Annotated in this window: 20 protein-coding genes and 3 pseudogenes; 13 read left to right on the top strand and 10 right to left on the bottom strand. The window is 70.6% G+C overall.

The genetic code is table 11. From position 1 onward, the window contains the following. Positions 1 to 3 precede the first annotated feature (3 nt). Entirely contained in the window at positions 4 to 396 is a 393-nt protein-coding gene (locus OG462_RS39290) for a hypothetical protein (protein WP_406065445.1), read from the top strand. A gap of 92 nt (positions 397 to 488) precedes the next feature. Here OG462_RS39290 and OG462_RS39285 read toward each other — a convergent pair. Next, positions 489 to 809 (bottom strand): annotated as a pseudogene (locus OG462_RS39285) (nitroreductase family protein); the annotation flags it as partial. A 244-nt stretch (positions 810 to 1,053) separates the two neighbouring features. Here OG462_RS39285 and OG462_RS39280 point away from each other — a divergent pair. Together OG462_RS39280 and OG462_RS39275 are read left to right on the top strand one after the other, a co-directional pair. Then, on the top strand, positions 1,054 to 1,320 hold the full coding sequence (locus OG462_RS39280) for a helix-turn-helix domain-containing protein (protein WP_406065443.1): 267 nt from the start codon (positions 1,054 to 1,056) through the stop codon (positions 1,318 to 1,320). A gap of 276 nt (positions 1,321 to 1,596) precedes the next feature. After that, entirely contained in the window at positions 1,597 to 2,025 is a 429-nt protein-coding gene (locus OG462_RS39275; RefSeq protein ID WP_406065442.1) for a hypothetical protein, read from the top strand. A gap of 716 nt (positions 2,026 to 2,741) precedes the next feature. Here OG462_RS39275 and OG462_RS39270 read toward each other — a convergent pair. The 3 genes from OG462_RS39270 to OG462_RS39260 all read right to left on the bottom strand — a co-directional run bounded on the left by OG462_RS39270 (position 2,742) and on the right by OG462_RS39260 (position 4,567). Further along, entirely contained in the window at positions 2,742 to 3,005 is a 264-nt protein-coding gene (locus OG462_RS39270; RefSeq protein WP_406065440.1) for a hypothetical protein, read from the bottom strand. Positions 3,006 to 3,050: 45 nt separating this feature from the next. Beyond that, positions 3,051 to 3,695 carry a LysE family translocator gene (locus OG462_RS39265; protein WP_406065438.1) on the bottom strand — a complete coding sequence of 215 codons (645 nt, stop codon included), beginning with the start codon at positions 3,693 to 3,695 and terminating at the stop codon, positions 3,051 to 3,053. A gap of 161 nt (positions 3,696 to 3,856) precedes the next feature. Then, the gene (locus OG462_RS39260; protein ID WP_406066885.1) at positions 3,857 to 4,567 is read right to left on the bottom strand and encodes a hypothetical protein; all 711 of its coding nucleotides are present in this window, start codon (positions 4,565 to 4,567) and stop codon (positions 3,857 to 3,859) included. A 315-nt stretch (positions 4,568 to 4,882) separates the two neighbouring features. Here OG462_RS39260 and OG462_RS39255 point away from each other — a divergent pair, with 315 nt between their 5' ends. Next, on the top strand, positions 4,883 to 5,287 hold the full coding sequence (locus OG462_RS39255; protein ID WP_406065437.1) for a hypothetical protein: 405 nt from the start codon (positions 4,883 to 4,885) through the stop codon (positions 5,285 to 5,287). Positions 5,288 to 5,338: 51 nt separating this feature from the next. Continuing rightward, complete coding sequence (locus OG462_RS39250) at positions 5,339 to 5,491, top strand: hypothetical protein (protein WP_406065435.1); 153 nt, start codon at positions 5,339 to 5,341, stop codon at positions 5,489 to 5,491. 88 nt (positions 5,492 to 5,579) lie between these two features. On the opposite strand, the gene OG462_RS39245 is transcribed toward OG462_RS39250, so the two are convergent. Next, positions 5,580 to 6,320 carry a dienelactone hydrolase family protein gene (locus tag OG462_RS39245; protein ID WP_406065434.1) on the bottom strand — a complete coding sequence of 247 codons (741 nt, stop codon included), beginning with the start codon at positions 6,318 to 6,320 and terminating at the stop codon, positions 5,580 to 5,582. Positions 6,321 to 6,699: 379 nt separating this feature from the next. On the opposite strand from OG462_RS39245, the gene OG462_RS39240 reads away from it, so the two are divergent. Both OG462_RS39240 and OG462_RS39235 read left to right on the top strand, forming a co-directional pair. Beyond that, complete coding sequence (locus OG462_RS39240; RefSeq protein WP_406065432.1) at positions 6,700 to 7,578, top strand: hypothetical protein; 879 nt, start codon at positions 6,700 to 6,702, stop codon at positions 7,576 to 7,578. A gap of 309 nt (positions 7,579 to 7,887) precedes the next feature. Further along, positions 7,888 to 8,706: an SDR family NAD(P)-dependent oxidoreductase gene (locus tag OG462_RS39235; protein WP_406065430.1), complete on the top strand. Its 819-nt coding sequence runs from the start codon at positions 7,888 to 7,890 to the stop codon at positions 8,704 to 8,706. A gap of 510 nt (positions 8,707 to 9,216) precedes the next feature. On the opposite strand, the gene OG462_RS39230 is transcribed toward OG462_RS39235, so the two are convergent. After that, positions 9,217 to 9,987, bottom strand: coding sequence for a transposase (locus tag OG462_RS39230; protein ID WP_406065428.1), 771 nt, complete (start codon positions 9,985 to 9,987; stop codon positions 9,217 to 9,219). Between the two features lie 136 nt (positions 9,988 to 10,123). Beyond that, positions 10,124 to 10,324, bottom strand: a complete 201-nt coding sequence (locus OG462_RS39225) for a DUF5988 family protein (protein ID WP_406065426.1) — start codon at positions 10,322 to 10,324, stop codon at positions 10,124 to 10,126. Between the two features lie 202 nt (positions 10,325 to 10,526). Between OG462_RS39225 and OG462_RS39220 the strand changes: the two genes are divergently transcribed. Further along, on the top strand, positions 10,527 to 13,208 hold the full coding sequence (locus OG462_RS39220; protein ID WP_406065425.1) for a SpoIIE family protein phosphatase: 2,682 nt from the start codon (positions 10,527 to 10,529) through the stop codon (positions 13,206 to 13,208). A 76-nt stretch (positions 13,209 to 13,284) separates the two neighbouring features. Here OG462_RS39220 and OG462_RS39215 read toward each other — a convergent pair whose 3' ends face one another. Continuing rightward, positions 13,285 to 13,743: an Lrp/AsnC family transcriptional regulator gene (locus tag OG462_RS39215; protein WP_406065424.1), complete on the bottom strand. Its 459-nt coding sequence runs from the start codon at positions 13,741 to 13,743 to the stop codon at positions 13,285 to 13,287. Positions 13,744 to 13,805: 62 nt separating this feature from the next. Between OG462_RS39215 and OG462_RS39210 the strand changes: the two genes are divergently transcribed. From OG462_RS39210 to OG462_RS39200, 3 genes and pseudogenes are all read left to right on the top strand, one after another. Next, positions 13,806 to 14,555, top strand: coding sequence for an AzlC family ABC transporter permease (locus OG462_RS39210; protein WP_406065423.1), 750 nt, complete (start codon positions 13,806 to 13,808; stop codon positions 14,553 to 14,555). Positions 14,556 to 14,568: 13 nt separating this feature from the next. Then, a pseudogene (locus OG462_RS39205) lies at positions 14,569 to 14,685 on the top strand (branched-chain amino acid ABC transporter); the annotation flags it as partial. A gap of 36 nt (positions 14,686 to 14,721) precedes the next feature. Further along, positions 14,722 to 14,898, top strand: a pseudogene (locus OG462_RS39200) (acyl-CoA thioesterase domain-containing protein); the annotation flags it as partial. Positions 14,899 to 15,231: 333 nt separating this feature from the next. On the opposite strand, the gene OG462_RS39195 reads toward OG462_RS39200, so the two are convergent. Both OG462_RS39195 and OG462_RS39190 read right to left on the bottom strand, forming a co-directional pair. Then, positions 15,232 to 16,122 (bottom strand): SMP-30/gluconolactonase/LRE family protein, encoded by an 891-nt coding sequence (locus tag OG462_RS39195; RefSeq protein WP_406065421.1) that lies wholly within the window; start codon positions 16,120 to 16,122, stop codon positions 15,232 to 15,234. 280 nt (positions 16,123 to 16,402) lie between these two features. Continuing rightward, positions 16,403 to 17,650: a glycosyltransferase gene (locus tag OG462_RS39190; RefSeq protein ID WP_406065419.1), complete on the bottom strand. Its 1,248-nt coding sequence runs from the start codon at positions 17,648 to 17,650 to the stop codon at positions 16,403 to 16,405. A gap of 117 nt (positions 17,651 to 17,767) precedes the next feature. On the opposite strand from OG462_RS39190, the gene OG462_RS39185 reads away from it, so the two are divergent. Both OG462_RS39185 and OG462_RS39180 read left to right on the top strand, forming a co-directional pair. Then, a complete protein-coding gene (locus OG462_RS39185) occupies positions 17,768 to 18,865 on the top strand; it encodes a hypothetical protein (RefSeq protein WP_406065417.1) in 1,098 nt (365 codons plus the stop codon). A gap of 385 nt (positions 18,866 to 19,250) precedes the next feature. Continuing rightward, complete coding sequence (locus OG462_RS39180; protein ID WP_406065415.1) at positions 19,251 to 20,444, top strand: hypothetical protein; 1,194 nt, start codon at positions 19,251 to 19,253, stop codon at positions 20,442 to 20,444. Positions 20,445 to 20,624 lie beyond the last annotated feature (180 nt).

Genomic DNA, 20,624 nt, shown 5'->3' with positions numbered 1-20,624 from the left:
CTGATGATGAGCGAATACAACGTCTACGCCGGGTTCCGGGGGCAGCAGCCCCCGGGGGCCGTCCTCGCGGAGGCCCTGTGGGCCGACCTCGAAGCGGCCTTCGGCATCGGGTTCACCGACAACAGCAGTGGATACGGCCCCTCCTTCACCTGGGGGGACGGGGACCGCTGGCTGAGCGTGTGGGTCACGGTGCCGCCGGACCTGGACGAGCCGTACCACTCTCACCCGGCACGCATCACCGCCAACCAGACGGACTCGGATGCCTTTGCGCACCGGGTCTTCGAAGCCCTGGACGCCACCGGCCGCTACTCGCTCTTCACGATCGAGGATGACTGGAAGCTCATCCGGACCAACTCGGAGCTCGCCCGCACCCAGTGGGAAGAGCAACAGGACTGAGGTCCCGAACCGCCGAAAGGCCGGTGCCCCCGTGCGAACCGCACGGGGGCACCGGCCTTCTCGCGCCCTGCCTCCCGGCCCCCGGCCGCTCGGCGGACCTCGATGAACTCCTCCGAGTCCCGCGGCGCCCGCTCCTTCGAAGCCTCCACCGCGTGCCCCACCGCCACCGCGCCCATCGGGTCCCAGCCCTGCGGCAGGTCCAGGATCGCGCGGACCACGTCGCGGCAGAACATCGTCGAGGACAACCACGCGGAGCCCCGCCGCTCGCCGGCCGGCGCCACCAGGAAGTTCTGCGCCCCGGCGCCCGCGGCAACCACGAACATCGCGCGCTCCGCCGCGTCCCGCCGCTCGTGCCCGTAGTGCCCTGCCTCGTCCCCGACCAGGCAGGGCACCACCAGGTACGGGGCCCGGCGCTGCCGCCTTGGGCAACGCCACGACCGATCTGGTCCGAGCCCTGCTGCCCTCGGCCGCGCACGATGCAGACGACAGGCGCGTCCACGCGACCATGGACGACACCCTGACCCACCGGATCTTGGCGTACACGCGCCGCCATCTGACCGACCCGGAACTCACACCGGATCGCATCGCGCGCGAACACGCCGTTTCCCGGCTTCAGTTGTACGCAACCCTCGAACGGGCAGGCATTCGGCTCGAGCAGTGGGTCATCGCCGAACGGCTCGAAGCGGCGTACCGACTGCTGACCTCCCCACGGCATGCAGGCCTCCCGTGTCGGCCGTGGCAGCCCGCTGCGGGTTCACCAGCCCCAGCCACTTCACCCGCCGGTTCCGCGCCGCCTACGGCGTCACACCCCGCGAATGGCGGCGCCACCGACTCCAGGACACGTCGCCCCCCACCGGGCGCGCCCCGAGCGTGATCCCGCCGACACTCGGCCGGTCACCCGACCGCCCTCAGCGGGAGGCCTAGCGGACCCAGGCATCCGTGAGGTTCTGCAGAGCGACTCGGGTGGCGCCGCCGCCCTCCAGCGGCCGATCGCGGTCGGTGTGGTTGCGGCACTTCGCTGCCGTACCGCCTCACGCCTCGTGAAGAGCGGCCCCCGGCACTTACAACTTGAACGCGTTCAAACTCTGTGTCAGGGTGCGGCATGAGTTCTTGAGCCCATCGGTCGCGCACGCGGCCTGCGGAACCCGCTAGGGGTGGAGTGTGTTGCGTTCCTGTCGTACTGCGCTGATCTTGGTCGCCATGGCTTTCGCCCTGACGGCCTGCGGCAGGTTCACCGTCATGCCGCCGCCCGACGGCGAACTGGTCGTTCTGAAGCCGGCCGAACTTGCGACCACGTGGACTGATGCCGACGGCGGCACCCTCACGCTGAAGCAGGACGGGACGTTCAGCGCCGATAAAATCTGCGTCGCCGTCAGCTGGTACGACGGTTTGACCTGGTCCGGGACAGGCACCTGGGAGCAAGGCTCCAACAAGAAGCAAAGCTTCGTCGCTGTTTCCTTCGACGCCGCTCATCCCGTGGGCTTCGACACCGCTCACCCCAGAACGGTTGAGCGGGAGCCCGACTCCTACGCCGCCTTGAGGCAAGGCAAGGTCCTGAAGCTCTGGGTCGCCGTCGGTGATCCGGACAACGACTATCCGAACTGTGTCCTGACCAGCCCGGCGAGTTGACCCGGTTGCCGCGCGGCCGGATGAGCTGCACATGGTCCGGCATCGCGCATGAGCGGTTTCAGTCGGTCGTGTCCCCCTGCCGTGATGGAGGGGATCAGCCCTCGGTAGTGCTGGGGAGAGCCTCGGTGTCGGCGGTGGCGTAGACGGTGGCCACGCGGTGCCGGTTGCGCCAGGTGGTGCGGGGACTCCGTGTGCTCGTTCCACTCGGCGCCGATCCGGGCGGTGGCCTCCGCCTCGATCAGTTCCTGCAGAATGCGCTCGCACACCGCGCGGATTGTCAGGCTCACCGCCTTGCTCCCCTACACCACGACAGGGGACACGATCCTGCACGATCCCCCGAACCGCTGCACGACCCCGGTCAGGAAACCGCAACAGCCACCCGTGCAGTCCGGTTCCTCCAGCTCCGGGCGGCGCGCCTCGCCGGTCGCCCGGGGCCGGCTGGGGTGGCCGGCCGGCAGCGCTGCCGATCATTGAAGGCACCGTGATCCGCCTGACGGTCGAGAAACTGCCCAGCGGCGGGGTGAACAAGCCCGTCTGACTGTGCTGGTCGGGCACCGGCGCAGCCAGGGGCGACGTTGACCGGTGCCGGCTCCAAGAACCGGCGACCAGCTTCCCGCTACGACGTGGGACGCGTCCTCTCCACCGGCGAGTCGTACACCCGAGCCGCACACCACAAGGTCGGCACGAAGCCCCGACGTACCAGCGGGTCGGCAAGCTCAGACTCGTAGGAGGAATCCACCGATCTGGTATTCCAGCCCCTCGCGGAACTCCAGGTGTGGGATGGCATCCTGTATCGCCGAGTACCGCGCGGGCGGCACCTCGTAGACCGCGGTCTCAAGGAAGTCGTCGTCCCGGCCGGGGAACAGGTCCCTGATCCTCAGAATCTCAACTCGGTTGAGGCCGGTAACATGCGCGGCGTGCTCGTCGCCGTCCCAGCCGACGAGGTCCCATCCAAGGGTTTCGGTGTTGATATCGCTCACGCGCCTACGGTAAGCGCGGACTGGCCATGACGTTGAACGGCAAGCTCAGGCCGAGGCAGGCGAACGGGACAGGGCTGTGCGCAGTGCGAAGACACCGAGCAAGCCGCCTGCCGCGAACCGCTGAGCGGTCATCACGCGGGGCCGGGTAGCCAGAAACCCCGACACCCGTGCTGCGCCCAGCATGATCAGAGCGTTCACGGAGAGCCCCACGATGATCTGCACGCCACCGAGCTGCAGCAGTTGCGCCCAGGCCGGACCTGCCTGCGGATCCATGAACTGGGGCAGAAGAGCGGCGTACATGAGAGCGATCTTGGGGTTGAGCAGGTTGGTCAGGAGCCCCATCGAGAACAGGCGGGCGTCGGAGACGGGAGGCAGGTTCTGGGCCGGAGCGAAGGGTGAGCGGCCACCGGGCTTGAGCATGTGCCAGGCCAGGTAGGCCAGGTAGGCGGCCCCGGCGAGCTTGACCAACGTGAACGCCAGCGGCACGGCGGCGAACAGCGCGGAAAGGCCAGCGGCCGCGGCCAGCAAATAGCACAGGAATCCCACGGCGGTCCCGCTCAGGCTGACCAGGCCCGCCCTGCGGCCTTGGGTGATCGCGCGGGAGGCGAGGTGGATCATGTTCGGTCCCGGAGTCAGGGCCATGCCCAATTCGACCAGGGCCACTCCCCCCACTGCGGCCATACTGATCACTGGTCAACTCCCGATCTTTGCCGGGTACTTGGTACCCAGTGTGGGCGGCGCACGGCGGCGACGAACGGCTACGACGGCATGGGTAGTGCCTGCGTCGCCTGCCTCAGGATACGGCCCTGCCGTTCGGTGTGTCCGTGCACCCTGACTCCAGCCGGCAGACGTCATCCACGACTGCCCCATGAACGCGTCGGCGATCTCCGAGTGATCGGCCGAACAGGTCCTCGTGCCGTGACCGCATAGGTTCGCCGGGTTACCGGTTGGGACGGGTGGCCGGGTGCGCTCTCGCCGCCGAGTTCGGCGACCAGGGCGGGGAGCAGGGGCCCCAGCGCGTCAAGGACCCGACCTGCACCCGGGGCACCCGAGAGGTCGAGTTCGTCGCCGCTGACCAGCAGGCCGACACGGGGACGTGGACGGACCGGCAGGGTGTCGTGGCCGCAGGCGGCGGCAAGCCCGATCAGTGCCGGGCCGATGCGCGTTCCGGCCGGAGCAAGGCGGTCGCCGGCGTCGGCGTCCTCGCCCGTGCGCCGGATGTGCCGGCCTTCCGCTTGCTCGGGTCCGAGCACCCGACCGTCAACGAACGACGCCAGCTCCTTCGGCAGAACCGCGACTGCCCCTGCCGGCACCAGGGCTCCGGTGGAGATCTCCACGCTGTCGCCTGCTCCCAGCTCTCCCCGCCACGCCGTCCCGGCTCGCGCGACGCCCCGAATCCTCCACGGCCCAGGGCCGGACACGGCGAAGCCGTCCATCGCCGCCGTGTCGAACGCCGGGACGGGGCGGAGGGTACGCAGGTCCTCGGCGAGCGTCGGTCCGGCGGCGTCATGCAGCGGAACGGGCCGGCTCCCCATCGGCCGCGCCACTCCGTACGCCAGCATTCTGGCCTCGGCCCACGTCACCGCCTGAGCTGCCTGAGCTGCCTGAGCTGCCTGAGCTGCCTGAGGATGCGGTGGCGCAAGTGCGGCGGACGCTGAGGGGGTTGCGTGCGTCGTGGGCGGCATGGCACCCAGTGTCGGACCTCGGTGTTTCCGGTCGCCGCCGGTGGGATTTCCCAGGCGCGCCGTCCGGCTCACCGCCCACGCCAAGCACCTGTGAAGACGCCGCCTCCCCAAGGGCCTCCCTAATAACTCCTCACGGAATGACTCTTTGGGGTCGGCTCCTCGTCGTGGGGTGCTGTCGGGCAGCATGGGGCGATGGACTTCGATCAACCGCTGCCTCGCGAGGTGAAAGCCGTTGATTCGTCCTCGCTGTTCAGGCTGGAGGAGCGGGCGTGTGACCTCGGCCTGAGCCAGCGGTTGGACCCTGCTTGGGTGCGAGTGAATGCGGTGCCCGATGACACCCACTACTTGTGGCCGGCCTTGTGGCACAGCCTGTCCCACCGCCCGGACGTTCCAGGTCAGCTGCGGTGCGAGCTGTTGATCACTCTGCGCGCGGGAGATCGCGTGAGGAGTCTGCTGGACGTGCTTCCCGACGACTTCACCCCGCTGTCGCGGGTGACCTCACGCGAAGAAGGAATGCAGGTCAGCCGGCTCTTCGCCCGTGCTCCTTCGGTCAGGGAATGGCTACTGCGGGATGGCGAGGGATCGGACCGGCTGTGACCGGCGTCGCCAGCAGATGAGTGCGCATCCCAGGGTGAGGAAGGACTGGGTGTGCGCAGGGGCCTGTTCACCTCCACCGAGGTCAGTCCGCTGTCCGTAGTGGTCCACCGCCCCGAGGAGCGGGTGAAGGCGGCTGGAGATGCCGGCCTCGTCCTCGAAGGCGGCTGGGACACCACCATCAACCAGCGGCTCCCCCAACGGTGAGGGCGGACTGCGCGTCCGCCCTCACGCCGGCTTCGAAGCATCGCCAGGACTCCGGAGCCATGTACTTCGGGGTTTCCGAGCCGGAACCTCAGCTGTTGGCGTCGACCAGGGTGCGGGCGAGGAAGGGGAGCAGGCTGTCCCAATGGCGCTGCAGTGCGGCAGGGTTGAAGGCGTCGGTGTCGGACATGGTGAAGCCGTGGATGGTGCCGGGGTAGATCTCGGAGGTGTACGCGACGCCCGCAGTGTCCAGGCCCTGGTTGAGCTCGCCGAGGGCCTCGGGGGTCAGGTCCGTCTCGGCGTGGGCGAGGTAGACCTCGGCGGTGAGGCGGTGCAGGCTGTCGGGCCCGTCGGCGCCCACGGGGCCGTGGAATCCGGCGACGGCGGCCACCCGGCCGGGGTGGGCCGCGGCGGTGCGCATCGCGAGAAGGCCGCCTATGCAGTAGCCGGTCACCGCCACCGGTCCGGCGCCGACCTCGGGCTGGGTGGTGAGGAACCTGAGGTAGGCGTCGGCGTCACTCAGGACACGTTCGGCGGTGTGCGCCTCGATCAAGGGCATCAGCTGCGCGAAGAGCGCAGGCCGGTCCTCTTCCCCGATGTGCTCGGGAAGTTCGATCACCGGTGCCGGGCCGTGCCGGTAGAAGAGGTTGGGGACGAGTACGTAGTACCCGTGCCCGGCCAGTTCGCGGGCCATCTCCCGTAGCACGGGCCGGATGCCGAAGCCGTCCGCGTACATCAGCACCCCTGGGTGCCGCTCGCCACGGTCCGGGAAGGCGGCGAAAGCATCCGCCTGGCCGTCCGCGGTGGGAATGTGCAGCATCTTGGTGGGCATGAGGTCTCCTGTCGTGGTTGACGTGTCGGGCTGTGATCAACACGACAGGAGGCGGAGCCCGCGCGGCAGCGCCGAGTCCTCGATCCAACAGCGGGCCGGCACCGGCCCGTACGGCGCTCAGAGGAGCGCTGGGTCACCGATCCGTGTGTGGCGCAAGGCCGTCCCGGTAGTCATGGTCGCCAACGTAGTCCACCGGGCAGGATCAATGCCGGCCCCAGCCCATAGGGCGGCTGTTCACAAGGATGCTCCCAGCCAACCCCCCTGTCGCCTCTCGGTACTGAGCCCTGCCGCAGGCACGCCCAGAAGCACACCGGCCCTCATGGCCGGTCTACCGCCGCCGGGATCGGTGAGGGAACATGGTCCCCTGCTCTCGCGAATCATGCAGTTCTACCCGGTGGTTGGGCGGCTCCGAGTCGTCGGAAGCGGATCAGGGGGAAACATGGGTTTGATGCACGCGCTGCGGATGAACAAACTGGTCTCGGACGCCAAGGCGGCGTTCGACCGGGGTGACGAGACCTGCAGCGTCGGCTTCGACATTGACACCCGCGCCAGACTGTCCATGCGGAAGATCCGCAAGGAGATCGACCTGATCGTCGCTCGAATAGAGCCCATCGGTTGGGAATGCGCGAGGATCGCCCCATTCCTCGCATCCGTGGAAATCGACTTCATTCGATCGGCGAGGCCGCAGGCAGCCGTGAAGGAGAAGCCGGTGGACATAAACCGCATCACCCCGGCCCTCAGGGAGCGGCTGGAGGTGCGCAACCTCTTCCTCTACCAGGAGCCCTCAATGGGTAGGCCCGGTGAGCAGGCCGTGTCGGTTCGCCTGAATCACGGCACTCCAGACGGGTTCCCGGTCGGCCACGTCGTGTCTTCGGGTTCGACGTGGGTCTCCTATGCCCGGGTACCGCACGGCGGCACCTTCAGGAACAAGGAGTTCCTGGGGCCACAGACCTTCGAGGAGGCTCTGGACACCGTCTTGACCTTCGCCCGGTACGACGACCTCGTGCGCTTTTCGGAAGCGTCGGGCCGAACGCGGGGGTACACCGTGGTCATGGGCGTGGAGCGGGCAGAGTGGCTCGCCGACCGTACAGAACCGGCGGGGATCACTCACCTCGGAGGCGGCAGGGTCCGACTCACTGAGTCCGCCGTTGCCTACCTGCGTAACCCCCCGCCCTCGGTCGGGCTTTTCCTCTTCGTCACCGACAGCAACAAGCTGTGGATCGATGGGGACACGTATCCGATGACACGCGACGCATAGTGGTTCGGGGAAGGTGATGTGGGCCGGGCAGGCTGTGCGGAACCCTTGAGGCGTTGGTCGTCAGGTGGGAGTTCCCACACGGTCACTTCGAGTCGGATCCTGGGCATCGACGACGCCGGCGCCATGGGCGGGGCCTCCAGATCTCCATGTACGTGGACGGCGCCCCCGAACAGGTTCGCCGGCCAGCCCGGCCCCGGAAGGCCGGCGGCGGTGTCGTGCCGCCGCTCCCGGGCGTGCCGTCGTCCACCCCTCGCGCGCCTAAGATCACCGGGACGGGGACGGCGGACGAGGCACGGAGAGGCGGCGGACATGGCGGACGAGCGCGTGTACCTGGTGACCGGGGGCGGAACGGGGATCGGGGCTGCGACCGCGCAGTCATTGGCCCGGGCGGGACACAAGGTGGCGGTGTCCGGGCGCCGCCCGGAGCCGCTGCGGCTGGTCGCCGAGGAGACCGGCGCCCTGCCCGTACCGTCGGACATCGGGGACCCCGCCGCCGTGGCCTCGCTCGTCGAGACGGTGGTCGGCACGTACGGGCGGCTCGACGGTCTGGTGCTCAACGCCGGGATCGGGCGGGGTGGCGGGGTGGGCGAGGTGACCCTGGAGGACTGGGACGAGGTCATGCGGACCAACCTCACCGGTCCGTTCCTGCTGCTGCGCGCCGCGCTCCCGCACCTGCTCGACGCCCGCGGCGCGGTGGTCGCCGTGGCCTCGGTGTCCGCCCTGCGCAACGGCGTCGGCAACGCCGCCTACGCCACCTCCAAAGCAGCGCTGCTCCAGCTGTGCCGCTCACTCGCGGTCGACTACGGGGGCGCGGGGCTGCGCGCCAACACCGTGTGCCCGAGCTGGGTGCGCACCGACATGGCCGACCGCCGAATGAACCGGTTCGCCGACGAGGCGGGCCTGGACGGCAACGGTCTGGAAGCGGCGTACGAGGAGGTGACCCGGGTCCTGCCCGCCGGGCGGCCCGGTGAGCCGCACGAGGTCGCGGAGGCCATCGCCTGGCTGCTGTCGCCCGCCGCCTCGTTCGTGAACGGTGCGACGCTCACCGTCGACGGCGGCGCGACCGCACTCGACCCGGGCACCCTCGGCTTCGAGTTCCGGCTGGAGCCACGCACCCCGCGGGCCTGACCGACCGTCACGACCGAAATGACCGGTCACGTTCCACCGACCTTCGGAATCGACCTGGCCGGACCGGCGAAGCTGTACGTGATCGCCCGCCGAGAATGGAACGCGGTCAAGGTCGGCACCGGCTACACCTCTCGCCTCGTCGCACTGACGCCGGCTCCACTTGGAGCAACGTCGCCCAGAAGACGACCGACGAGCAGTGGCACACCATGCCGGACGCCCACCCGTTCTGGGGCGCGTGGCCTGTGGCGCCGGTAAATGCCGGCGATGCCTCGGGCATAGACAGACGCAGCCTGGTCAGTTCGGCGGCCGTCGAGGATGTCGGCCTTGCGCCGGGCGGGCCGCCGGCCGGACCGCCCGGCGCCCTGACCGGGCGCCGGGCGGGTGGACCCGGGTCCCTCGGCCTGGGTCGCGCCAGACGCCGAGGGCCAGGCGGGACTTTCCGGACACGACCTAAAGGGTGTTGCAGAAGGTCCGGCTTCGGCAGGCCGAAGTGGCGTCTGACCTGGTGTTTCACAGTGTCATGGCGAGGTTGTGCATGGCGGCGACGGCCTGGACGGCATGGTGGAGGCCGTCGCCTCGCTGGCGGCAGTCGCGAAGGATCTTCCAGTTCTTCATCCGCGCGAATGTGTGCTCGACGCGGGCACGGACGCGTCGGTGTTCGGCGTTGTCCTCCTCCTGCCCGCGAAGGAGGGGGCGGCCGGCTCTCTTGCGGTGCGGGACGATCAGGCCGGTGCCGAGGTAGGCGCCGTCCGCGATCACGGTTGTGCTCGCCGCCAGGGCGGGCAGGTCCGACTCGCGCCAGACATGTGCGTCGGCCTTGTTGCCCGGCGCTGGCCGGGCCGCCGCGATGACCAGGCGGGTGTCCGCGTCGATGATGACCTGCACGTTCGCCGAGAACCGGTAGTTGCGGGACGAGGCGCCGACCTTCCGGTCTCGGACCGGGATCAGGGTGCCGTCCACGATCCACAACCGTTCGGTGTCCGCCACCGGCCGCGGAGCCCGCTCCAGCGCCAGCAGCGGACGGAGCCGCTGGATGACCCGGCAGACCGTGGCCGGGGAGATCCCGAAGAGCGGGGCGAGCTGCCGCATGGTGAGGTTGGTGCGGTAGTACACGGCCACCAGCAGGACCCGGTCGGCCAGCGGAAGGCACCACGGACGGCCCCCACCGGGACCGTTCCCGCCCCGCTCCTTCACTACCTTCACCAGCCTCGCGAACCGCTCGATCCGCAAGCCCGTGAACGTCTCAACCCACACCGGCTCAGCCCGCAACACCCCACCCATACAGGCAAAATGCCCAGAACTAGGCCTTCTGCAACACCCTTTAGGGATCAGTCCACGTAGGACGCACGTACCGGGCGAATCGACTCGGCGGCGTGATCCGAGTCCACGGCACCAGTCACGGCGTGGTCTGGCCGTCCTACTCGGCGATCTCCGTACGCTCCCACCATGCGTACACCCGCAGGGTTCCCTCTGCGGTGTCGTGCCGGCGTTCGGTCTCCCTGAAGTGCTCGTATCCGCCGAGGTGCGGGATCTTCACGTCCTCGCCGGGAGTCTCGACCGTGACGATCCGCTCGGGGAGGTCGTCCGGCCCGCCTTCCAGCAATACCTTGTGCGCCATGGCACCAGTGTCACCACCCTCGGTGCGCATCGCACCCGGGAGGCGTCCGCCGGGCCTGCAGCCTCTGACGTAGGTGCCCGGAATCACCGGCCAAGCGCACCCCACCGGCCGCCCAGGCCCAGGTACGGGCCAGGGCGGCCGTGCGACGTCGGGTCACAGCCGCCCGCTCGCCCGCCGTTCGGGCCGGTGCTAGACATGGACTATGGCCGGATTCCTCGGCCGCCTGCGCTCCGCGTTGAGCGTCCGCACCGTCGCCCGCCAGGTCTTCTCCCTACAGGCGGCGATCGTGGTGCTCCTCGTCGTAGCCGCCGTGGTTGCTCTCGTACTGCAGTCCCGGGCGGACAGCGAGCGGGAAGCGCGCAACCGGTCCCTCGCCGTGGCCGAGACCTTCGCCAGCGCGCCGGGCATCGAGGAGGCCCTGGCCGGTCCCGACCCGACCGCGGTGCTCCAGCCACGCGCCGAAGAAGCGCGAAAGGCGTCCGGCGTCGACTTCCTCGTGGTGATGACCACGGACGGGATCCGCCTCACCCACCCCGATCCGGCACAGATCGGAAGGCACTACATCGGCACCATCGGCCCTGCGGCAGCAGGCGGGATCGTCAGGGAGACCGTGACCGGCACCCTCGGCCCGTCCACCCGCGCCGTGGTCCCCGTGACCGACGCCGAGGGCGACGTGATCGCTCTGGTGGCCGCCGGGGTCACGCTCGAAGCCGTGAGCGGAGTCGTCGATCATCAGCTGCCCCTGCTGCTCGGTGCCGCGGCGGCCGCGCTGGCAGTCGCCACCTTCGGTACCGCTCTGGTCGGCAGGCGGCTGCGCCGCCAGACCCACGGCCTGGAGCCCGCCGAGATGACCCGCATGTACGAGCACCACGACGCGGTGCTGCACGCCGTGCGCGAGGGCGTTCTGATCCTCGACGGCGACGGTCGGCTGGTGCTGGCCAACGACGAGGCACGCAGGCTGCTCGGTCTGAGCCCGGACGCGGAGGGCCTGCTTGCCCGTGAGCTGGGCCTCGCCCCGGACATCGCCCGGCTGTTGGCTTCCGGGCGCTCGGCCACCGACGAGGTGCACCTGGCCGGGGACCGGCTGCTGGCCGTCAACCAGCGGCCGACCGACCCCGGAGGCGGGCCGTCCGGCTGTGTCGCGACGCTGCGGGACACCACCGAGCTGCAGGCCGTCACCGGCCGGGCCGATGTGGCTCAGGAACGCCTGAAGCTGCTGTTCGCCGCCGGATTGGAGATCGGCACCAGCCTCGATGTCGAGCGGACCTCCCAGGAGCTGGCGGACTTCGCCGTCCCCCGGTTCGCCGATTTCGCCACCGTCGACCTGGCCGACCCGGTCCTGCGGGGCGAGGAGCCGTCGCTGGGCGGTGCGGCGATGCGCCGTGTCGCGTTCCGGGGCATCCGGGAGGACACACCGCTTTACCCGCCCGGAAAACTGATCCATTTCGTCCCGTCCACCCCGCAGAGCCTCGGCTACGGCTCGGGCGAGACGGTCCTGGAGGCGGACATGACCGCCTTCTCCGGCTGGCAGGCTCAAGACCCCGAGCGGGCCCGGGGACTTGTCGAGGCCGGCATCCATTCGATGATCGCGGCTCCACTGCGCGCCCGCGGCGTCATCCTGGGTGTCGTCACGTTCTGGCGGTCGCGCAAGCCCGAGCCGTTCGAGCACGACGACGTGACGGTCGCCGAGGAACTGGCCGCCCGTGCGGCGGTCACCATCGACAACGCCCGGCGCTTCACGCGCGAGCACACCATGGCGGTCACCCTGCAGCGCAGCCTGCTCCCCCGTGCCCTGCCGGAGCAGAACGCGCTCGACGTGGCCCACCGTTACCTGCCCGCGCAAGCGGGCAGCGGCGGTGTCGGCGGGGACTGGTTCGACGTCATCCCGCTGCCCGGCGCCCGCGTCGCGCTCGTCGTGGGGGACGTGGTCGGCCACGGGCTGCACGCCGCCGCCACCATGGGCCGGCTGCGCACCGCGGTCCACAACTTCTCCTCCCTGGACATGTCGCCCGACGAACTCCTGTGGCACCTCGACGAACTGGTCACTCGGATCGACCAGGACGAGAGCGGCGACGGCGACGTCGCGCCGGTCACGGGCGCCACCTGCCTGTACGCGCTCTACGACCCGGGCTCCCAGCTGTGCACGATGGCCCGCGCCGGCCACCTCGAGCCCGTCGTCGTGCGCCCCGACGGCAGCGCGACGTTTGCCGCCGTACCGGGCGGCCCGCCCCTCGGGCTCTCTGGACTCCCCTTCGAGACCGCCGAGATGCGACTCCCCGAGGGCAGCAGCCTCGTGCTCTACACCGACGGTCTCGTGGAGGACCGCACCCGCGACATCGACGAAGGGCTGGAACTGCTGCGGCGCACTCTGGCTCACCCCGGCCGCACGCCCGAGCAGACCTGCAGCGCGGTTCTGGACGCGTTGCTGCCCGAGCAGCCCTCGGACGACATCGCGCTGGTCGTCGCCCGTACGCATGCGCTCGACAGCGCGCGTACAGCCGCCTGGGACGTCGCGTCCGATCCGTCGGCCGTCGGCCAGGTTCGAGCCGCCGTCACCCGCACGCTGGCCGCATGGGGTCTGGAGGAGGAGTCGTTCACCACCGAGCTGATCCTCAGCGAGCTCGTCACCAACGCGATCCGCTACGCCGCCGAGCCCGTCCGCGTACGTCTGATCCGCGACCGCGCCCTGATCTGCGAGGTCTCGGACGGCAGCAGCACCGCTCCACACCTGCGGCGCGCGGCGACCACCGACGAGGGCGGACGGGGCCTGTTCCTGGTGGCCCAGTTCGCCGACCGCTGGGGCACCCGCTACACCGCGGACGGCAAGGTCATCTGGACCGAACAGCCACTTCTCACCGGCACATCGGAGGACAACGACCGGTGATGATCGGTGATGGTCGGTGACGCCTACGGCCGTTGGCCGCTCCGGCTCCCCACATCGGCCTGTACGGGCACCCGCGTCAGCTGTCGATCTTGATCGTCTTCATGGTGAGGTGGGATTCGAGGCGCAGGACGGCGGGCAGCCCGCTGAGCTTGCCGGTGAGGAAGGCTTCGTAGGCTGCGTGGTCGGCCACGGCGACGCGAATGAAGTAGTCGGGCCTGCCGTACATGCGGCGGCACTCGACGACCTCCTCGTAGGAGGCGACGGTCGCCTCGAACTCCTCGAAGCTCTTGCGGTCCTGGGCGTAGATCTCGACGTCGATGAGGACCTCCAGTCCGCGTCCGAGTGCCACGGCGTCGACGACGGCCCGGTAACCGGAGATGACGCCCGCCTCCTCCAGACGCTTGACGCGCCGCAGGCACGGCGGCGGGGTGAGGCCGACCCGTTTGGCGAGCTCGACGTTGGTCAGTCGGCCATCCCGACGCAGATGAAACAGAATTTCACGATCGGTGGCATCCAGGCTGATTTCATTGCTCACGGAGCCATGATACGGGCACAATACGCAACCAAATGAGGCGTGAATCTTCCTAAAATGTCTCCATGCGAATACGTCCTGCCGCTGTCGACGCCCTGCGCGGACCGGCCCCCGCTGTTTCGTCGCGGACTGCGTCCGATGCCCGGGCCGCGCTCCGGGACACCGCCTCTGTGGGTCTGGGGTTCGTTCCGCTCGGCCTCGCCTTCGGGGCGCTCGCCGTTCAATCCGGTCTGGACTGGTGGTGGGCGGGCCTGTCCGCAGCCGTCGTCTTCGGCGGCTCGTTCGAGTTCCTGCTGATCGGCCTGGTCGTCGCCGTGGCCCCGCCGGCGTCGATCGCGCTCGCGGCCTTCATGGTCAACGTCCGGCACGTCTTCTACGCGCTGTCCTTCCCTCTGCACCGGGTGACGGGCCGCCTCGGCAAGGCGTACAGCACCTTCGCACTCTGCGACGAGGCGTACGCGCTGACCGCCGGCGAGCAGGCCCGCTCCTGGTCCGGCCGGCGCATCCTGTGGCTCCAGGTCGTCCTGCATGTGTACTGGGCCGGGAGCGCGACCGCCGGAGCCCTCCTCGGCTCGCTCATCCCCGAGGGCGTCACCGGCCTGGACTTCGCCCTGACCGCGCTGTTCACCGTGCTGGCCCTCGATGCCGTCCGCGACCTGGGGAGCGACCGTGCCACCCCCGTCCTCGCGCTCGCCTCAGCCGTGGTCGCCCGATTCCTCCTCCCCGGCCAGCTGCTGCCGGTCGCCTTCGCCCTGTTCACCGCCGGGCTGCTGGCCCGCCACCTCACCAGCCGCCGGAGGCCGCGTCGTGCCTGACACCACCTACGCCGTCGCCGCGCTCGCCTTCACCATCGGCATCCACCTGTGGCGCCGCAACGCCCTGCTCAGCATCCTCGGCGGCACCGCCGTCCACGTGATCCTGGCGAGCACCGTCTTCGCCCACTGAGCCACGCCCGCCCTCCCGGGCAACGGGCTGAGCCCCGCCAGGCTCAGCTTCGACATTCTCGGCCGCCTCGCCCTCGACGAGTGCGAGATCCGCGTCGAGACCGTCCGGCCCGGCCGCACCATCGAACTTCTCGAAGCTGTCGCGCTCATCTCCGGACGCCCCGTCGTACGCGCTCGCGCCTGGCTTCTCGCCTCCTCCGACACCACCACGGTCTATGAGGACCGCTCACGCGACGCGGGGAAGACCGTGACGTGGAGTCAGGTGCCACCGAGCATGCCCGCCTTGGCACGACTGACCGGCTCGGATCTGCCGTACGGTCTGCTGGTCTGCTGGTCTGCTGGTCTGGCGTGCCGGCGGTGCGAGCGCGCCGACCGAGCTGCACCTGCCGGCAGGCTTCGATCCCGCCACCACCACGGTCGCCTCGGACCTCGGCCGTCCAAGGGGAACTCGGGGAGTGGGTGGCGGGCGCCGGTTTCGGAACCGAGTGAGGTCCCTGCCCCCGCCCAGCCGAACCGCGTGCTTGTCCCGTCACCGCTCCGCCCAGCCTCACGGGATCTCGTAGATTCCCCCGTCGACCCCCGCCCGGTAGAGCCGGCCCGCCGCGAAGCCGCGGTCGCCCTGCCCGTAGGTGATCTGGGTGGACAGGGGCAGTCCCGACGCGACGGCGCAGAACCTGCCGCCCTCGGCCCGCCAGATCTGGCCCGTTGTGTGGGTGGCGATCAGAGGCCGGCCGCGGGCGTCGAGGGTGAGGCCGTCGGGGAGGGCGAGGGTGTCGGTCCCCTCCGTGGAGATCCAGCGCTGCGGGTGCCCGGGATCGGCCACGGGGATGCGGTAGAGGCCCGGGGCGACGGTGGTCTGGACGACGTAGACCTGGCTCCCGTCCGGTGAGACGGCGATGCCGTTGGGCTGCGCCACGCGCGCCCAGTCGTGGTCGACCCGGCGGTCAGGCGTGACGCGGCCGATGGTCCGGCCGCCCAGTGTCGTCGTGTACACCGTGCCGTCGGGCGCGAGAGCGACGCCGTCGATGCCGCCGAGCCCCGAGGCGTACGTGCTCACCGCGCCTGAATCCGGGTCCACCAGCAGAAGCTTCGACACCGGGAGGACGTCTCCCGTGAGCGAGTGGAGGAGGTCGTTGCCGGTGCCCACGAGCAGTCGCCCGTCCTCGCGCACGACGATCCCGCCGTTCGCGCCGATGCCTCCGGTGATCGGGACCGGGGTGGTGCCCGGGACGTCGATGCGGTACACCCGGCCGGAGTGGAGGGCGGTCGCGAACATCCGGCCCCGCCGGTCGACGGCGATCGACTCGACCCAGTCGGGGATGCGGGCCACCAGGACGGGCGCTCCCTGCCCGCTCCGGTCCGCGCAGACCGGCGCCGCCCGCGCCGGGGCCGGCGCCAGGACGCCTGCCGCCGCCGCGAGGACGGCCGCCGCCGTCACGGCACCACGGCCGGGGCCGCGTAAGGCGCGGCAGAACGCCCTGGTCAGCCCAGCCGCCCTGGCCGCCCTGGTCAGCCCAGCCGCCCTGGCCGCCCTGGTCAGCCCAGCCGCCCTGGCCGCCCTGGTCAGCCCAGCCGCCCTGGCCGCCCTGGTCACCTTCATCGGACTCCCTCGCTCGTGGGTTCGAAGACAGGGCCCGTGCACCCCCGTCACCTACCCCCGCCTACCCCACCGGAGCCCCTCGCCGAACCCCCGTATACACGCCGACATCAGCCGCTCGTCAGGTCCGGCCGAGTCGGTCCAGAGCGGAGACGACCGGTGTGACCCCGTCCTCGCTCCGGATCCGTTCGGACAGTGCCAGGGCACGACGGCGGTAGAGCGGCTCCCTGGTCACCTCTTTCAGAGCGGCGGTCAAGGCCGCTGACGTGAGGCTGCGGAGGGGGACCGATCGAGGAGCCACACCGACTGCGGTCAGGCGCGAGGCCCAGAACGCCGCGTCGAACTGAACCGGTACCGGTACGGCGGGGACTCCGGCGCGCAGGGCCGCGGCAGTGGTGCCGGCGCCCGCGTGGTGGACGATCGCGGCCATCTTCGGAAAGAGCAGGGAGTGGGACACTTCGTCGATGGTGATGACGTCGTCGCCGTCGGCGTGCAGTCCGCCCCAACCGCGCTGGATCACGCCACGAAGGCCGGCTGTGCGCAGGGCGCGCACCACGGCGCGACTGAGGCGTTCGGGTTCGGGCACGGTGGCGCTGCCGAGGCCGACGAAGACCGGCGGCGGGCCGGCGTCCAGGAAGTCCCGCAGCCGGGTCGGCAGCTCGGCCCGCGGCGGGTCGTGCGGCCACCAGTAGCCCGCGATCTCCAGACCGGGACGCCAGTCGTGCGGCCGGGGCACGACCAGCGGGCTGAAGCCGTGGAAGACCGGCCACGCGCGTTCTCGTGTCCTGCGGGCGGCGTGCGAGCCGGCAGGGGGCAGGCCGAGTCGGCTCCGCAGAGCACGAGTGGCGTCAACGAAGATGTGGTCGACCGCGGCGTTGACCGCACGCCCGGCCAGCCGGTTCCCGGTCGCTCCCCACGAACGCGTTCCGGTCACCGGCGGCGGGAATTCCCTTGTCGGGGCGAGAGGTTGCAGGAATACGCCCATGGAGGGCAGCCCCAGGCCTTGTGCGATGGTGTGACCCAACGGGCCCAACGAGCTGGACACCAGCACGACATCACTGGCCCGCGCAGCCTGCAGCAGGTCATCGGACATCCGGCCGACCACCGCCCTTGCCATGCCGACCAGATGGGCCAGTTTCCCCACGTCGGTGCCGCTGCGCTGCATGACCTGGCCCCGCGCGGAGGACAACTCCGCGCGCGGATCGACGGGTACCGCGTGAAATCCCAGCCCGGCAGACGCCGCCAGTGGGGCGAAGCACGCGTGGCTGACCAGCGTCACCTCGTGCCCTGCCTGCATCAGCCCGTGCCCGAGACCGGTGTACGGCGCTACGTCCCCACGCGACCCGGCTGTCAGCACCGCTACCCTCATGGCCGCAGTATCCCGCCCGCCGGCGATCGACGGCGTCTGGCGCACCGGAGCCGTGAGTGCCTCCGACGACTGGTCTCGGGCATCATCGAAGGTGGGGAACCGTCGACGGGAGTGGCGATGAGGTTGTCGTTCCTTGAGCCCCTCTACGCAGAGCCGGGCCCGTACGCCTCCGTGTATCTGGACACCTCCCGGGACGTCGAGCATCCCGAGCGGGCGATCGCGCTGCGCTGGGAGCGGCTGCGGGAGAGCTTGTCCCGTCAGGGCGCGGACCGGGCGCTGATGAACGTACTGGACGAGGTGGTCGGCGCCGACGCAGAGGTTCCGGGGGTGCACGGGCAGGCTCTGTTCGCCGCCCACGGCACGCTCGTCCTGGACGGGGAGCTTCCCAAGCCGCCCGAGCACGACTCCGCGCGGTACAGCACCCTGCCGGACGCCATGCCCCTGGTCACCCAGCACGTTCCGGAGATCCCGTACATGGCCGTGGTCGTCCACTACGGCGGCCTTCCGACCGCCGAGACCCACGGCTGGGTGGTGCTGGAAGCGGAGACCGGCAGCTGGCCCACGTCCACCGTCACCCCGGGTGAGCGGCTGCGCCGCAGGGTCGCGGTGGCGACCTGGCACCGCACCTGCGTCCGGCTCGGCCACCGGCTGGACGAACGGGCGCGGCGCGCCCATGCCGACGCCGTCGTCGTGGGCGGGGACGAGTGGGCGTGCAACGTACTGATCCGCCGCCTGCCGCACACCCTGCGGGACAAGATCGTACGCGTGGGCGGCCCGACCCCCACCCACACCGGACGCGCCCTGTTGGAGCCGCAGCTCGACGGCGTCTTCCGCGGCCGCATGGCCGCGCACGACCGGGAGCTCGTGGACATCTTCATCGGTCGGCGTGCCCTGGACGGGCCCGTGGCGGAGGGTCTGGCCGCCACCGTCGCCGCCCTCCAGCGGGGCCAGGTGGCAGCACTGCTGCTGAACCGGCCGCCCGGGTCCTCACCGCAGCTCTGGGTGGGCTCCCAGCCCACCCAGCTCGCCCTGACCGAGGCGGAGCTGACGTCCTTCGGCGTGCGGGCCCCACGCGAGGAACGCGCCGACGAGGCCCTCGTCCGGGCCCTCGTCGGCACCCGTGCCGAGCTGGTCGTCGTACCGGAGAGCGAGCTGAGACTGTACGAGGGCGTGGGCGCCTTGCTGCGGTACGCCGACCCCGGGATCCCGTCCTGACGCCGACGCGCCCGGCTTCCCGGATCACGGGGCGTCCCCTGCGCCCGACCGCCCCGGATCGCGCCGCCCGTGGAATGCACGGCCTCTGAAGGCACCTCCGAGAACCTGGTCCGCGCGGCCCTCCGGGCGACCGCCACCGAGGTGTCGCGGACCTACCGGGGCCTGAGGGCACGGCCGTTCAACGCCGCTACCCCGGCACAGCCGGGCTCGGCCATCCCGGACGACGACGGCCGCCCGGCACGACTGCGTCCCGCGCTGCCTGTGGATCGATCGGCTTCCCCGTCGACCCGGCATTCGATCCACGACGGCGCGGACGGGGTACCGCTTCCCTCGCTCGGGCTGAGGACCATACTGGTCGGGTCCTGATCGCCCACCGAACGGTTCCATGGCCAAGAACAGCAGTTCATCGACCACCGTCCCCGACACCGCCTGGCTCGGGCGTGGGCGTCACCTCGGGCCCGATCCCGAGCGGGACGTCCGCCGCAACCTGCTCGCCCTCAAGGCGGCCCGGGTGATCGACGACTTCCTGGACCTCGACCCCGTCGAGGCGGCGCAGTCCACCGACCTGTACCCCCGGGACGAGTCCGCCGACCCCGGCCCGTCCGCCCGCCGCCTCTTCGAAGCCCGCTGGCGCGTGGCCGACGGCGTCACGGTGCGCGCGCAACTGACCACGTACGAGCCCGAGTCCCGCCGCATGAAGAGCGAGGGCGTCACCTGGGTCCTCGCCGCCGAGGCCGAGCGGGCGTGGGAAGCGAGCTGGCCCTCACCAGCCACCGTGTTCTGGCCCGACAGCGACCAGGTCGCATGGGACCACGAGACGGTGCCGGACGTACGCCTGCGGACGGCGAACCATCTGCCGAAGGACGACGACGAGTTGCGTCGCCTGCTGCGGGCCTGCACCCGGCAGAGCTGGTTCATCCATGTCGTGGTGCACGAGGCGATGACGCCGGACGCCCTGGGACGCCGGCCGATCACGGCGTTCCTGCCACCGAGCCTGCGGCACCGGGTGGTCGAACACCGGGCCACGCCGGATCAGGCGCTGATCGCCGACTTCGTGATGAAGCGTGAGCTGGGTGTGGGGATACCGCGCGGCGGCGCCGTCATCCTGCCCCCGACACCGCAGGCCCTCGATTACGACGCGGAGCACTTCACGATTCGCAATGTCTTCCTGGACGGCACGGAACCCACCAGACTTCTGGACAAGATCGAGGAGTTCGCCTCACTGCCCCAGACACTGCCGGCCGACGCCGAACAGGTCCTGACACGGCTGCGCCAAGGCTGGCACCTGCTCACCCCCGACGAGGAACTGGTCCACGCACGGGCCATGGTCACCAGGTACGCCAAGGCACTCGAAGCCATGACAGCATCCTGCGACCTGTACCGGGAGGCCGCCGAGTCGGCGCTCGACGCCCTCGCCGAGGCGAACAGCGGCGACGGCGCCCCCCGGACGGCATCGCCGACGACGACCAAGGACGACCCCTCACCATGGAAGGCCCTCGCGAAGACACTCACCCGCTTCCGGGGCCCGAACACCCAAGCGCCGGATACGGAGGTCCAGCAGCGTCCGCACGGCCAGTGAGATGTACGGGAGAACGGACCGATCACACTCCGACCTCCCCGGGGAGAGCCAACCGGCCGCAGTCGTCGTCCGACACGAGTGGCGCCGAAACAGCGGACAGCGTCCGGTACCGGTACCGGACGCTGCCGCCGAGCACGCTGCCGAAGCCATCCCCGCCTGGGCATTTCCGCTGGGCGGCGG

The organism is Streptomyces sp. NBC_01077, from assembly GCF_045162855.1.
GTDB lineage: Bacteria > Actinomycetota > Actinomycetes > Streptomycetales > Streptomycetaceae > Streptomyces.
This window is presented reverse-complemented; position numbering and strand designations above follow the sequence as displayed.

Excerpts from the sequence above, each read along its gene's own strand:
- OG462_RS39290 (WP_406065445.1), top strand. The coding sequence starts at position 4 with ATGATGAGCGAATACAACGTCTACGCCGGGTTCCGGGGGCAGCAGCCC.
- OG462_RS39275 (WP_406065442.1), top strand. The coding sequence starts at position 1,597 with ATGGCTTTCGCCCTGACGGCCTGCGGCAGGTTCACCGTCATGCCGCCG.
- OG462_RS39260 (WP_406066885.1), bottom strand. The coding sequence starts at position 4,567 with ATGCTGGCGTACGGAGTGGCGCGGCCGATGGGGAGCCGGCCCGTTCCG.
- OG462_RS39255 (WP_406065437.1), top strand. The coding sequence starts at position 4,883 with ATGGACTTCGATCAACCGCTGCCTCGCGAGGTGAAAGCCGTTGATTCG.
- OG462_RS39245 (WP_406065434.1), bottom strand. The coding sequence starts at position 6,320 with ATGCCCACCAAGATGCTGCACATTCCCACCGCGGACGGCCAGGCGGAT.
- OG462_RS39240 (WP_406065432.1), top strand. The coding sequence starts at position 6,700 with ATGCAGTTCTACCCGGTGGTTGGGCGGCTCCGAGTCGTCGGAAGCGGA.
- OG462_RS39235 (WP_406065430.1), top strand. The coding sequence starts at position 7,888 with ATGGCGGACGAGCGCGTGTACCTGGTGACCGGGGGCGGAACGGGGATC.
- OG462_RS39230 (WP_406065428.1), bottom strand. The coding sequence starts at position 9,987 with ATGGGTGGGGTGTTGCGGGCTGAGCCGGTGTGGGTTGAGACGTTCACG.
- OG462_RS39225 (WP_406065426.1), bottom strand. The coding sequence starts at position 10,324 with ATGGCGCACAAGGTATTGCTGGAAGGCGGGCCGGACGACCTCCCCGAG.
- OG462_RS39220 (WP_406065425.1), top strand. The coding sequence starts at position 10,527 with ATGGCCGGATTCCTCGGCCGCCTGCGCTCCGCGTTGAGCGTCCGCACC.
- OG462_RS39210 (WP_406065423.1), top strand. The coding sequence starts at position 13,806 with ATGCGAATACGTCCTGCCGCTGTCGACGCCCTGCGCGGACCGGCCCCC.
- OG462_RS39190 (WP_406065419.1), bottom strand. The coding sequence starts at position 17,650 with ATGAGGGTAGCGGTGCTGACAGCCGGGTCGCGTGGGGACGTAGCGCCG.
- OG462_RS39185 (WP_406065417.1), top strand. The coding sequence starts at position 17,768 with ATGAGGTTGTCGTTCCTTGAGCCCCTCTACGCAGAGCCGGGCCCGTAC.
- OG462_RS39180 (WP_406065415.1), top strand. The coding sequence starts at position 19,251 with ATGGCCAAGAACAGCAGTTCATCGACCACCGTCCCCGACACCGCCTGG.